This window comes from uncultured Campylobacter sp. (genome assembly GCF_938041645.1).
Classification (GTDB): domain Bacteria; phylum Campylobacterota; class Campylobacteria; order Campylobacterales; family Campylobacteraceae; genus Campylobacter_B.
The window spans coordinates 47393-61583 of sequence record NZ_CALIST010000014.1 but is presented as its reverse complement, the minus strand read 5'-3'; the positions used below and the strand labels follow the sequence as shown (position 1 = coordinate 61583).

Annotated in this window: 7 protein-coding genes; 6 read left to right on the top strand and 1 reads right to left on the bottom strand. The window is 46.7% G+C overall.

Going from position 1 to position 14191, the window contains the following annotated elements:
• Nucleotides 1–36: 36 nt before the first annotated feature.
• From Q0600_RS01955 to Q0600_RS01945, 3 genes are all read left to right on the top strand, one after another.
• Complete coding sequence (locus Q0600_RS01955) at nucleotides 37–5205, top strand: alpha-2-macroglobulin family protein (protein WP_298756308.1); 5169 nt, start codon at nucleotides 37–39, stop codon at nucleotides 5203–5205.
• A gap of 272 nt (nucleotides 5206–5477) precedes the next feature.
• Nucleotides 5478–7028: a flavocytochrome c gene (locus Q0600_RS01950; protein WP_298756306.1), complete on the top strand. Its 1551-nt coding sequence runs from the start codon at nucleotides 5478–5480 to the stop codon at nucleotides 7026–7028.
• A 223-nt stretch (nucleotides 7029–7251) separates the two neighbouring features.
• Nucleotides 7252–8868, top strand: coding sequence for a phosphoethanolamine--lipid A transferase (locus tag Q0600_RS01945; RefSeq protein WP_298756304.1), 1617 nt, complete (start codon nucleotides 7252–7254; stop codon nucleotides 8866–8868).
• A gap of 191 nt (nucleotides 8869–9059) precedes the next feature.
• Here Q0600_RS01945 and Q0600_RS01940 read toward each other — a convergent pair whose 3' ends face one another.
• Nucleotides 9060–9950, bottom strand: a complete 891-nt coding sequence (locus Q0600_RS01940) for a LysR family transcriptional regulator (protein WP_298756302.1) — start codon at nucleotides 9948–9950, stop codon at nucleotides 9060–9062.
• Nucleotides 9951–10106: 156 nt separating this feature from the next.
• Between Q0600_RS01940 and sdhA the strand changes: the two genes are divergently transcribed.
• From sdhA to sdhE, 3 genes are read left to right on the top strand one after another with little or no spacing between them, the layout of a single operon-like run.
• Nucleotides 10107–11987: an 8-methylmenaquinol:fumarate reductase flavoprotein subunit gene (sdhA, locus tag Q0600_RS01935; RefSeq protein WP_298756299.1), complete on the top strand. Its 1881-nt coding sequence runs from the start codon at nucleotides 10107–10109 to the stop codon at nucleotides 11985–11987.
• Complete coding sequence (gene sdhB, locus Q0600_RS01930; protein ID WP_298756296.1) at nucleotides 11984–12958, top strand: 8-methylmenaquinol:fumarate reductase iron-sulfur subunit; 975 nt, start codon at nucleotides 11984–11986, stop codon at nucleotides 12956–12958. Before sdhA ends, sdhB begins: the two co-directional genes overlap by 4 nt.
• A 10-nt stretch (nucleotides 12959–12968) precedes the next feature.
• Entirely contained in the window at nucleotides 12969–13826 is an 858-nt protein-coding gene (gene sdhE / locus Q0600_RS01925) for an 8-methylmenaquinol:fumarate reductase membrane anchor subunit (RefSeq protein WP_298756292.1), read from the top strand.
• Nucleotides 13827–14191: the final 365 nt, after the last annotated feature.

Sequence of the window (14191 nt, the reverse complement as noted above, 5' to 3'; positions counted from 1 at the left end):
GTATATAATTTCGTAAAATTTTTGCAAAGGAATTTTATGAAGACAAAACTACTAAGCGCAGCGCTATTTTGCGCTTTGGCTAGCTTTGCCGCAGGCGTAGAGATCAAATACGCTAGCGGGGCTTACGAGATTAGCGGGGTGGACGGCAGTGGATTTAGTGTCACGCAAAAGCAGATCTTAAAATGCACTCCCAAAATCACGGGCACCTACGAAAGCGTGAGCGAGAGCTCAATCAGGCTTTATCCAAAGCCGATGCTTAGCGCCGGGGTTAATTATTCGTGCGAGGCGCGCGGGGTGCGCTTTGAGTTCGAGACAGAGCCTTTTAGCACCGAGCATATCGCGCTTCTGCGTCCGGGGCTAGTGGCAATTAAATTTAACGATGCAGTTAGCAAGGACGCGCTACAGCAAGCGACTAGAATTTACCGCGCGCAGAATTTAGCCCAAAACGATATATCCTATGAGCTTAGCTCGCACGATGATAGGAATTTTTTATTCAGCTTCGATCCTAAGGCGCAAAACGTCGTATTGCAAATAGAATCCCTCACCTCAAAAGCGGGCGCAAAGTTGCAAAATCCAGTGGAGCTGCGCACAGACGAGGAGCCTTTTAATGATAGCATTAACGCTTCAAATTTAAGCGGCGTGCAGATCCGCCCTGCGGCTCTAAAAGACGGCTCACTCGCGGCTAGAGTGTGTTTCCCTAACTATATGGACGAGCTGTCCGCCAAATACGTAAGAATCGTAGGCGTGAGTAAATTTAGCCTCACTCAGCCGCGATATTATTATTATGACGAAGATGAAGAGGATGGCGGAAGCGACGATCCTTCATGTTACTACTATGCAGATATAGTAAGCGACGAGTTTATGCCGAATAAAAGCTACGAGATTAGGCTGCTAAAGGGCTTCGGAGATAGCTCATATATTTTGCGTGACGAGATCAAGCAAAGCGTAAAAATGGGCGACAGGCTGCCTTTCGTAGCCTTTAGCGACGAGAAAAATTTCATCCCAAAATCCGCTTCGTTAGCTTTTAAAAGCTCAAACGTAAATGAGGTTAAAATTTCGATTGCCAAAGTTCCTGAGCAAAATTTTAGGTATTTTTTAAACTTTGAAAGCAACGAAGATAGTGTAGGTGGGCTAGCTAGCGAGATCGCGGTTAAGAGCTTTGATATAGGAGGCGCTAAAAACGCCGTCGCGGAGCATAAAATCGCGATGGATTTTAAAGGCTACGAGGATGGAATTTATAAAATCACGGCGTTTTACAAAGTGGGCGAAAAGATGCAAGAGGTTTCGCGCGTAGCCTATCTTAGCGACATTACGGCTCAAGTGGTGCTGCTTGAGCGCGGTGCGCTAATTTATACTTCTAGGCTTAGTAATGGCGAGGATCTAAGCAGAGCGAAGGTTAAAATTTACAGCGATAAAAACGAGCTAATTGCAGAGGATAAAACGGACGGAGATGGAATTTTGCGATTAGAAAATATGGAAATTCTAGCCAAAAATCCGCGCTCTATCGAGATTAGCAAGGGGGATGAGCATGCGTTCGTGCTATTTAATAACGCCGTAGCAAGCGTAGAGAAAACGATTACTGCAAAGCGTCCGTTTGTTTATCTTGCAAGCGAGCTGATAAGCCCGAATGAGCGGCTTTTAGGCACGATCGTGATGAAAAATCGCGATTTTAGCTCTTTAAAGAATACGCCGATTAAATTTAAAATTTACGATCCTAGCGGCACTGTGGTCATCACGCGCGCGCAAAACACCGATGAGTTCGGCAGCGTTAAAATAGACGAGCTCATGGGCGAGAAAAGCGGCACTTACCGCCTGGATCTCATCTATGAGGACAAAATCATCGCTTCTAAAAGCTTCAGCGTAGAAAATTTCGTCCCAAACCGCATCAAAAATGAAATTTTAACTGCTAAAGACGAATACGGCGCGGATGAGATCATAACTTTAAAGCTAAGCTCAAACTATCTTGCAGGCGCGCCGGCCGGAGATTTGAAAGGCTCGCTGGAAGCAAACGCCTATGAAAAAGAGCTAAAAATTAAAGGCTACGAGGGCTTTTCGTTTCTAAACGATCGCTTAAAGAAAAAGGGCGCTACGCAGCTTCGTAGGGCAGAATTTACGCTAAGCCCCGCCGGTAAAAAGGAGCTTGCACTCTCGCCAGCAGCAGCTGATCTTAATGTCTCTAACGCCATAAATATTCTACTAAATTTCAGCGTAACCGAGGAGGGTAAAAACGTAAGTGCATATCGCAACCTAAGCTATCTGCCTTATGATCGTATCGTAGGAATTCGCGCGAGCAAGGATTTCATTTCAAGCGGAGATAGCGTAAAATTCGGCTTTGCGCTACTAGATTCCAAAACTAAAACCGACGTCAAAGGCAAGATCGACGTTGAAATTTACCGCGACGATTTTACTTACGTTTATGACGGCAACAGATACGTCGAGCAAGAAAGCTTTAATCTCGTAAGCGCCGTTAGCACCGATGCGCGCGAGTTTGAGTACAAATTCCAAAACGGTGGCAATTATCTAATCGTCGCAAACGATTACTCAAGCGGCGCGAGTGCTGGCGTGCGCGTGGATGTAAGCGGCTGGGGATATTATGGACGGGTAAATGCCAAAGACGTGCAAAGCGCTAAAATCAAACTCGCAAGCGACAAGGTTAAAGCTGGAGATAAAATTAAAGGCGTCATCAATTCGCCGGTAGAAAGCGGCGTGCTAAATATCTCGCTCGTAGGAGAGCGGGTTTACGACTATAAAATTCTATCCATAAAAGGCGGTAGCGCGGAATTTGAGCTTAGTGTGCCGGAGAATTTCGTCGGCGGACACATCAACGCTGTAATCGCGCGCGCTGCGACACCCGCTGCGATGCCGCTTCGCGCCTATGCAAACGTGCCGGTGGCGCTAGATGCGAGCTCGCACAAGGCTAACGTGCAAATCCTAGCCGAGAAAAGCTACAAAAATGGGCAAAACGCGCAGATCAGCGTAAAAAGCGAGCCAAATTCCAAAGTGGTGCTCTACGCAGTCGATCTTGGAATTTTAGATATCGTCTCACAAGAGGAGCTTGATGCATTTAAGGCGTTTGACGTTAGCGCGTATTTTGCGCTGCGGTACTTTGACATTTACGATGATCTTAGTGTGTATCAAACTACTGCTAAAGAGCTAAGCTTCGGCGGCGACGGCGTGATGGCGAAAGCTAAACGAAATTTAAGCCCGGTCGAAAACAAAAAGCAGAAAAAATTTATCAAAATGCTGATCGCAAAAGCGGATGCAAACGGCGAGACGAAATTTGAGCTTGCGATGCCGAAAAATTTTAACTCCACGATCCGACTAAGCGCCATGGCTATCGGAGAGGCGGCTACGATCGGCTCGGCAAACGTCGAAGCTAAGGTTCGAGACGACGTGATCATAAAACCAGCAGATCTAACCTACATGGTACGCGGCGATGAAATTTCCGTGCCGCTAACGCTCATAAACACCACCGATAAGGAGCAAAATGCGGTCTTGAAAATCAGCTCATCTCCTTCGGTTGCTATAAGCGGCGGCGAGGCAAATTTCACGCTCAAACCGCTTGAGGTCAAGCATACGAACTTCACCGCGAGCGCACTTGATATTGCGGATGCAAACATTAAATTTGATCTTGACGCAAACGGGCAGAAATTTAGCAACGATGTAGAATTTGACATAATCAGCCAGTTCCCGCGCTCGAAGCTATTTCACGTAAGCTACGGCGATAAGCCGGTAACGCTCAAAATCGATCCGAGCTATAAAGAAATTTATACTCACATCAGCGCTACGCCTAATGCTTTTAGCCTAGCGGACGAGCTATATCTCTATCCTTACGGCTGCACCGAACAGCTTGCTTCAAGAATGATAGCGGTTGATTATGTCGCACGCAAAGACTCCAATAAAACCTTAACTAACCGCGTAAACGAGTATGCAAGTAGAATTTTATCTCGCCTCAAACCTAACGGCGATTTCGGCTACTGGAGTGCTCACGGCGTTACTAATTACTACGCTTCGATTTACGCAAGCGACGTTTTACTAGAGCTTGACGCGCGCTATAAATTCCTTAGCAATAAGCAAAGATCGCTAATTTTTAGCGCGCTAAAATCAAGCTACAAAGATCAGGATACGCTCCGCATATACGCGGATTTCGTGCTAGATCAATACGGCAAGCTCAATGATGATGAGATAAATTTCGTTTACGACAACGATCTTTATAAAGACTCGCCTATGGCTAGCATTGCCTTGGCTGCGATACTTAAGAAGCACAATATGACGACTGAGTTTGAATTTATGCTCGAAAAAATAGATGAGGCGAATTACGATTACGCTGATAATGGAGCGGGTTTGACATTTGCTAGCGACGTAAGAGATGCTGCCTTTAAGCTCTACGCATTTGGCAAGGCTGGCATCAAAGATGATAGCACGGCTCGCACGGTCGATACGATCATTCGCGATCTAAAAAATATAAACAATACGCAGGAGCGAGCAAGCGTAATACGCGGATTTGATGAGTATTTTAAGGATTCGAAAAAAGAAGCCCATTTTGCATTAAAATACGACGGCGAGGCGAAAAATTTCAATTCGCCGCTGGATACCAAACTGGCGGTTAAAGACGGCTCGATAGAATTTACGCCGATTAGCGGCAACGGCGAGCTATTTTTTACCGCTCTTGGCTTTGGATATGAAAGCGCGCCTTTAAAGCATGAGGCTTTGAGCATACAGAGTCTAAACGCTCATTCTATGGATAGCAAGAGGATTGAAATTTATCGTGAATTTACAGATGCTCGCGGCAACATAGTCGATCTAAATAGGCTTAAAGTAGGGCAGAAAATTTACTCTAAGATCAGCTGGCGAGCGAATTATTATCTGTATAATTTCGTAATCGATGAGGCGATGCCTAGCTGCTTTGAGGCGGTCAATGAGCGCCTAGGCTCGGCTGCGCAGGCTAGAGTCGAGGGCATGCAAGACAGCGTGGCACTAGAACACACGGAGTATCTGTATGACCGAGTGCTTCGCTTCCCAAAAAGCGGCTATTTCTATTATGATCCGCGAGACGGAGAGAATAGCAGCGGCGTCATCTATACTCCGATAAACGTGATTATGGCAGGTTCGTGCGCGCTTCCTGCGATCTCTATCGAGGATATGCAATACGAGCAGGTAAATAACTACGATCTGCAAACGCTTAAATTTAAGGTCGCTCGCTAAGGCGTAGCAATTTTAAAGCTCGGCGCGGATTTTGCATTTATTGCGATTTTCGTACCGAGCGCGCTTTTGTGTTCACAAGCATTTTGCAAACGAACGCCTGATAAAATTTTAAAATTTCAATCCCGTCCGTCCGCCGAATTTCAAAATTTTATATTGACGCTTATATTTCATAGCTTTTTACTATCTATTTATAACGTTATTCTATTTGACTTACCTTTAAATTCGAGTTATCATTTCTTTTAAATATACACTTTCAATTAAAGGAGTTGCAAATGCAAGACGTATCAAGACGTAGTTTTTTAAAGATTAGCGCAGTGGGTGCGGGGGCACTTGCGCTGGGAGCTAGTAGCGCAGCCGCGGCGCAAAACGCCAAGGACGTCAAATTCGACGAGGAATACGACATCGTCATCATAGGCACCGGTTTTGCGGGACTTGCCGCGGCGATTAAGGCTAGCGGGCGTGGCAAAAAAGTGCTTATCTTAGAAAAGATGGGTCGCGCGGGCGGAAATTCCGTCATCAACGGCGGAAATATGGCGGCTCCGATGAATAAATTTCAAGTCGCACAAGGTATCAAAGATAGCAAGGAGCTTTTTATCGCCGATGCCGTAAAAGACGGACTCGGGCTCAATCATACCGATCTTTTGGGCGTAATGTTTGATCGCAGCAACGATGCGGTAGATCTTCTGGTAGGCTGCGGAGCGGAATTTAGCGACAAGCTGATCTTTGAGAGCGGTCATAGCGTCGCAAGAAGCTTACAATCGACCAACGGCTCAGGTTCGGGCTACATCCAGCCGATGATGGGTAAACTTCAAAACGATCCTAACGTCACGATCAAAACCCGCACGAAATTTGATGATTTCATCGTGGACGACAGCGGTCGTGTCGTTGGTGTAGAAGCTCGCGAGGAGTATAAATTTGATCCGAAACTCTTTAGCGACGATCTGGAAAATAAAAGCGGCGAGAAAAAGAGCTACAAAGCTAAAGACGGCGTTTTGCTGGCTTCGGGCGGATACGGACGCGATCTATGGTACCGCCAGATCCAAGATCCGCGCGTAGTGCCTAGCATAGACAGCACCAACCATCCGGGAAGCTCGGCGGGAGCGATGCTAGCGGCAAATAGAATCGGCGCATTTACGCTTCTTACGTCGTGGATTCAGTTCCTTCCATATTGCTCGCCCGATGAAAAGGGCTTCGGCGCTGCGGTAAATTTCACCAACCACTGCTGCAACACCTATGGTCTTACCGTTGATCCAAAGACGGGCAAGCGCTTTATGGACGAGCATGCAGGGCGCAAGATCAAGGCGGACGCCTGCTTTAAGGTTATCGGCGAGAGCGAGAAAAACGACAACTATCCGGTAAACGTCTGCGACTCTCAAGCCGTCGCCGCGCGTAACCCGGTCTATACATCAAGGCCGCTGGAAGCGGGTGTCGTGAAGAAATTTGACACGTTAGAGGAGCTTGCGAAGGCTTATAACTTGCCGCTGGAGCCGTTTTTAAAGACCGTCGCGGATTATAACTCTTACGTCAAAGCTGGCAAAGATCCGGAATTCGGCAAGGTTGTCGATAAACTGGACGGCATCGACGTTTCCAAACCGCCGTTTTACGCAAGCCGCACGATGCCGAAGGTGCACCACACGATGGGCGGACTTGAGATCAACACCAAAGCTCAGGTCATCTCGAGCCTTACTCACGAGCCGATCCCAGGGCTTTGGGCTGCGGGCGAGGTAACCGGCGGCGTGCACGGCGCGAGCAGGCTCGGAACCTACGCGATCCTTGATTGTATGGTTTTCGGAATGATCGCGGGCGAAACAATCGGGGCTTAAATTTAGCACCTGCGAAATTTCGGCACGAAGCGGGCGTAAACGCGTGCTTTGTTAAATTTCGGCACGGAGTAGCGGTGCGTGCTTTGCGCCGAAATACTGCATGTGTATTTAAAATTTCACAAAAATTTTGCTGCGATTTGTGAGATACGAAGCGCGGAATTTCCGAGCATTTACCAAAACGCCGTAAAATTTCAACTTGAAATTTTATCTCAAGGAACGCTTGGTGCCTAGCTTTTTTAAAAATCCGTCACAGCAGAAGCTTATTTTTCTAAGCTCGCTTGCTTTTGTGGCATTTTTTAACTTCTCGTTTTTTAAAAATATCATAAATGCCTACGGAATCTCGGGGCTAAATTTTATCTATTTTGTCTGCGACATGGCGGCTTTGATCGCTTTTTTGACGCTATTTTTTACGATTTTTAGCTCGCGTTATACGACCAAGCCGATTTTGATGATCTGCTTTTTTATTTCGTCGTTTACAGCGTATTTTATGGATAGCTATAACGTCGTAATCGATTCTGAGATGATACGTAACGCAGCCCAGACGAACTTTGCCGAGTCCGCGGATCTTTTCAGTCTGCGACTGGCGATTTATGTGCTGGTGCTGGGCGTCTTACCCTGCGTGCTGATTGCTCGCTCGCACGTTAGCTACCGTCCGCTTAAATTTGAAATTTTAGCTAAGCTCAAAACAGCGGGCATTTGCATAGTGATCATCGCGGCGCTGCTTTTTGGATTTAGCAAATACTACGCGTCATTTTTCAGAGAGCATAAAATTTTACGCAGCTACGCAAATCCCGGATATTGGATCTACAGCGGCGTTAAATTTGCCGCGAAATCTAAAAAGCAGGGCTCACAGCCTCTGATGCAAATCGCTATGGACGCGCATATCGATGAAAATTCTACAAGCCCAAAAAAGCTCGTCGTCGTAGTCGTGGGCGAAGCGGCGAGAGCGGATAGATTTTCGCTAAACGGCTACGAGCGAGATACTAATCCGCTACTAGCCAAAGAGCAGGGTGTCGTAAGCCTAAGCAATACCCATTCTTGCGGCACTTCGACGGCGCAAAGCGTGCCGTGCATGTTTTCGCTGCTAAATCGAGAGGAATTTAGCGTCGAAAAGGCTGCGGAGGAGCAAAACGTATTGGACGTACTAAGCCGCGCTGATGACATGGCGATTTTGTGGCGCGATAATAATTCAGATTCCAAGGGTGTGGCGCTGCGCGTAAAATATCAGGATTTTAAAATTCCGCAAAATAATCCGATCTGCGATGTGGAGTGCAGGGATGAGGGGATGCTTGCGGGGCTTGATAAATTTGTCGCCGAAAGCGCGGGCAAAGACGTATTAATCGTGCTGCATCAGATGGGCAATCACGGGCCTGCGTATTTTAAGCGCTATAAGAAAGAATTTGAAAAATTTAGCCCCGTTTGCCGCGATAACGAGCTTGAGAACTGCTCGCAGCAAGAAATTTCAAATGCCTACGATAACGCGATTTTATACACGGATTATTTTTTAAGTAGGGTTATAAATTTTTTAAAACCGTATTCTAAGACGCACGAAACGGCGATGATCTATATGAGCGATCACGGCGAGAGCCTCGGCGAGGGCGGCGTTTATCTGCACGGTATGCCCTATCTTTTCGCTCCCGAGGCGCAAAAGCATATCGGCGCTATCGTTTGGCTAGGTGAGGGAAAAATGCGCGAAAGATATGATCTAAGCGTACTTAAATCGCATAAGGACGACGCTTTTTCGCACGATAATCTTTTTCATACGCTGCTTGGAATTTTTGAAGTAGATACCAAGGTGTATAACAAGGATTTGGATATTTTAAGCGGAGTGAAAAATTAGAATTTTGCGCTAAATTTCGTCGTAAATTGTGAGTGAAATTTTAGCAATAAAAAATTCTATTGGCAAAATTCTAATTTAAGCTTAGTTTGAAATTTTACCTAAGCTCGGGCGAAATCTGCTATAAAATTTTATGTAAAAGCTAGTAGAGAGGCAAAGTGCTGCAAAAGCTCAATCTATCATTTATCGTTGCGTTAAATTTCATTAGAAATTTTACGTGCAGTTTTGATAAATGCCTGCGCTAGATGGTTTAGACGTTTGCCTTTTTTGTAGGCAATTATCAGCGTATTATCGAGCTCGCGCGCGCCTACGTCAAAGAGCTTTATCCTGCCTGCTTTATCCTCTTTTATCATCTGCGGTATGCTAAAGCACGCTCCCACGCCACTTGCGACGATAGCATTGGCGATATCAAAGGTCTCCGTGCGGCACAGCACTTTCGGCGCAAATCCCGCAGCAGCAAAAAATGCATCTATCTGCTCGGCGCTTCTTAGGCTTTGATTAGGCAGGATGAATCTTTCCTCTTTTAAGCGCGAAATGTCAATTTTGGGAACAGATTCGTTTTTAAACTCAAGCGAGAGCGGATGGGTGGAGCTTAGAGCGACATAGGTTTTTTGCGTTAGAATTTTAACCCCGTCAAGCCCGCTCATATCGATGGGCAGTATCACCATACCGACATCAAGATCACCTTGAAGTAGCATTTCGCGAATACTAAGCGCAGAAGAAAACTGCGTGATTTGTAGATCCGAATCCTTAAATTTCTTGCAAAACATCGGTAGTAGCGACGGCAGTAGATTATAGCCGTTTTGCGAAAAACCGATGCGAATTTTATCATTTTTTACGCCGCTTATTTCAGAGATATCGTTTTTTAGGTCGTTTATGGCGTCAAAAATGACTTTGGCTTTACTAGCATAAATTTTTCCCGCGTGCGTAAGCGAAATGGGATTACTCGTGCGGTTAAAAAGCTGCGTTCCAAGCTCACGTTCCAGTGATAAAATGCTCTGTGATAGCGACGGTTGCGGGATTTTAAGTGCCTCGGCAGCCTTAGTAAAGCTACGGAATTCTGCTACTTTTAATACTAGCTCCATGCGATGCAAATTCATTTAGCCTCTCCAATTGATAATTTAATTCTTATGAAATGATACACTAAATAATATTTGACTTATGTTAAAAATGAAACTAAAATTACGCTTTTAGTTTAGAACTTTAAACTTAAGCTAAGAATTTCTCAAATGGAGAGGAAAATGAGCGAATCAAATTTCAACAGACGCGATTTTTTGAAATCCGCCTGTATCAGCGTCGGCGCGCTTAGCCTTAGCGGCTGCGTGGATACCGACAAAAGTAAAAGCGGAGGCGGCGGCAACGAAGGCGGCCTTCCTAGTGTGGACGTACTTGTTATCGGCTCGGGAGGCGCGGGTTTGCGTGCAGCCGTAGCGGTAAGAAAGAGTAATCCAAATCTTAGCGTAGTCGTGGCTACGAAGATGATGCCTTCGCGCAACGCGACCTGTATGGCGGAAGGCGGTATCAACGGCGTTACGAGCTTCAGTGGCGGCGATTCATACAAGCTTCACGCCTACGACACCGTAAAGGGCGGCGCATATCTCGTAGATCAGGACGCCGCGATTAAATTTTGCGAGCTTGCGGGCCCTACGATTGCCGAGATGGATTACATCGGTACGCTGTTTTCCAGAAACGCTAGCGGCGGCGTGGACGGCAAAGAAAGCGGCGTCCCGGGCGGCGTAGCACAGCGCTTTATGGGCGGCGCGTCTAAAAAACGATGCAACTACTCCGCCGATAAGACGGGTCATATCCTGATGCACGCCTGTTTTGACGATGCGGTCAGCAACGGCGTGAAATTTTTAATCGATCACGAGTTGCTTGAGATCAGCGCTCCTGACGGCAAATGCGAGGGCGTCGTGCTTCGAAATATCCAAACCGGCGATTTTTATCCCGTGCTTTGCAAAGCCTTGGTAATCGCAACGGGTGGATATACGAGGATGTTTTACAACCGCACCTCGGTGCCTTATATCGCTACCGGCGACGGTATCGCAGCAGCACTTCGCGCGGGTCTTGGATTTAGCGATCCGGAGATGGTGCAGTTTCATCCGACCGGTATCAAAAGCGGCGGCGCACTCATTACCGAAGCTGCGCGCGGCGAGGGCGGATATCTGCTCAATAACAAAGGCGAGCGCTTTATGAAAAACTACCACGAAAAGATGGAGCTTGCGCCGCGCGATGTCGTAGCTCGCGCGATCGAAACCGAGATCCGCGAGGGTAGGGGCTACGGCGAGGGGCTAGGTGCATACGTGCTGCTTGACGTAAGACATCTCGGAAAAGATAAAATTTTAAAAGCCCTTCCTAAGATCAGACACACCGCCATTTTGTTTGAGGGTATCGATCTTATCGAGGAGCCGATTCCGATTCGTCCGACCGCACACTACTCGATGGGCGGCATCGAAGTGTCTAAATTTGACGATATGAGTACTAAAATTTCGGGGCTTTACACCGCGGGCGAAGCGTCTTGTATCTCGATCCACGGCGCGAACCGCTTGGGCGGAAATTCTTTGACCGACGCCGTCGTAACGGGCAAGCTCGCAGGACTCGGCGCAGCGGATTATGCTGCGAAGCAGGAGGGATTCGGCTCGGGTAAAAGAGCGAGCGAGCTCGCGCAAAAATGGCAGGCTAAATTTAAGCAGATCGCAAACGGCTCGGGCAAGGCAAACGAGATGTATGAGTTGCGCGAAGAGCTAGGCGCGCAGCTTTGGGATAATATGGGTATCTTTAGAACCGGCGAAAAGCTCGATCTGCTTTCGCAAAATTTAGAGGGTATCAAAGCGCGCTACGACGAGCTGCACGTTGCGGATGCAAATCCAGTTATGAATACCGCATTTACCGACTACGTCGAGCTTGGAAATTTAATCCTGCTTGCGCGTTGTGCGTGTTTGGCTGCGCAAAAGAGGCTGGAAAGCCGCGGCGCGCATACCAGAGAGGACTATCCGAAGCGCGACGATAAAAATTTCTTAAAACACAGTATCGTGACGATGAACGACGCAGGCGAGCTAAGCTTGGGCTACAAAGAGGTCGTCGTTACGGAATTCTCTCTTGACGGAAGGAAACCTCAATGAAATTTATCATAGACCGCTTCGACGGAAGCAAAAATTATAAGCAAGCCTACGAGTTAAGTTTGGAGCAGATCAAAGGAAAGACCCTGCTTGGAGTTTTGCAATTTATTAAGCAAAATTTAGACATCACTTTAAATTTTACCGCAGCTTGTCGTATGGCGATATGCGGAGCCTGTGCCGTGAGGGTAAACGGGCACTCATATCTCGCCTGCGATACCAAGATGGAGGCTTTGCTTGCGGAGTATGAAAACCCTGATAGCTTTACGATCTCGCCGCTAAATAATTTCCCAGTGATTTCGGATCTAGTGGTGGACTGGGAGCCTAGTATCGAGAATCTAAGAAAGATCAAACCGACCATTACGCCTAAGAAAGAATTTAGCGCCGAGAAGGGCTGTAAGCAAAGCCCGGAGCAGATGGAGCGCGTCAAAAAGCAGTGGGATTGCATCCTTTGCGGATGTTGCGCTAGCGAATGCAATAAGCTAGAAGCTGACGCGAGCGATTATATGCAGCCCTTTGTTTTTACGCATGCTAACCGCGCCGCGTTTGATTCAAGAAGCAAGGACGCTATGCCTCATCTAAAGCCTGCGGTTCTAAACGGATTATGGCTATGCGTGCACTGCCAAGAGTGCGTCGATCGCTGTCCTAAAGGCATAAGCGCTCAAAGCGATATCACCGCACTTCGCGCTCTAGCGATGAAAAAGGGCTTAACTGCAGGAAGCGGCCCTGGTCATGCCGAGGCATTCCTGCTAGATATCGTAGAGGGAAGCGGAAGATTAAACGAGATCAAGCTTGCTCTAAGAAGCGAAGGCGTATTTGCAAATATGGGCAAGATGGACGTAGCGGCAAATTTAATGGCTGCGGGCAAGATGAATCCTCTTCATGCTTTTGGCGAAGAGGAGATCGAGGGTCATGCGCAGCTCGTTAAGATGATAGAGGCCGCACGCAAGGCTCAAGCTAGCGGCGAGATAGAATAAGGAGGAGAGGATGAATAACGAATTTGCATTTTTCCCGGGTTGCGTTTTAAGTCAAGCTGCAAAGGAATCTAAAATTTCACTTGAAGCGATCGCTCCGGTGCTGGGTATTAAACTTCATGAGATAAAAGGCTGGAGCTGCTGCGGGGCTAGTCAAGCTCAATGCGTCGATCCTATGGCAAGCCTAGTAGCTAATGCCAGAAACATCGCGCTAGCCGAGGGTATGAATATGCCTCTGCTAACTACCTGCTCCACCTGTATGCTAACTCTAACCAAGGCTAAACTTACTCTAGATAAGGGGGCAAAAAGCTATATCAATACCTTTTTAAAAGAGGGCGGTATGCAGTATCAGGGAAGCACCGAGATAACGAGCCTGCTTTGGGTGCTATATCAGAATTTAGACACGCTAAAAGCCAAGGTTGTTAGACCGCTTTCAAATTTAAAAGTAGCTCTATTTTACGGCTGCCACTCATTAAGACCGGAGCGCGAGCTTAAGAAAGAAAGCTCGACCAATCCAAAAAGCTTTGAAGCGGTAGTTGGGGCTCTCGGCGCTCAGATAGTGCCTTTTGAAAAACGCCTTGATTGCTGCGGCTTTCACGCTAGCTATCCTGCGGTAAAATCGGTATCTAAAATGTCAAGCGAGATCGTAAATGACGCTGCCGAGCATGGAGCGGACGTCGTAGTTACGCCTTGTCCGCTATGCCAGATGCAGCTTGATATCTATCAGGAGCGATACCAAGAAGCGACGAATTCTAAAGCAAGAAAGCCGATCATCCACCTATCTCAGCTGGTAGGTCTTGCTCTTGGGCTAAGCAACGAGCAGCTTGGACTAAACATCAATATCCAAGATGCAACGAGATTGGTAAGCTGATCTTTGGAAATTTTCTAAAATTTAACGGATGATTTTGCAAAAATACTTCGCTGCGGCGCACGAGTAGTTCGCCTGCTAGTATCGCACAAAATCATCCAACCTACGCCTGCTTTATCTTGAACTGCTTTTCGCTACTATAAAATTCTTGGATAAAATTCCACTGCTTTATAAATTTTACCGCTTCATAAAATTTAATGCTTTCTCCGTCGTAATTTAACGTTTCGCCCGCCGAGCAAATTTTAATCCGCCTTTTATTTTTAAATTTAAAACCCATTAGACAACGAATAAATATAAAATTTTAATTAAATCTAACGAAATTTAAGGTGCATGAATTTTAAATTTTGATAGAATGCCATTTAAAAATA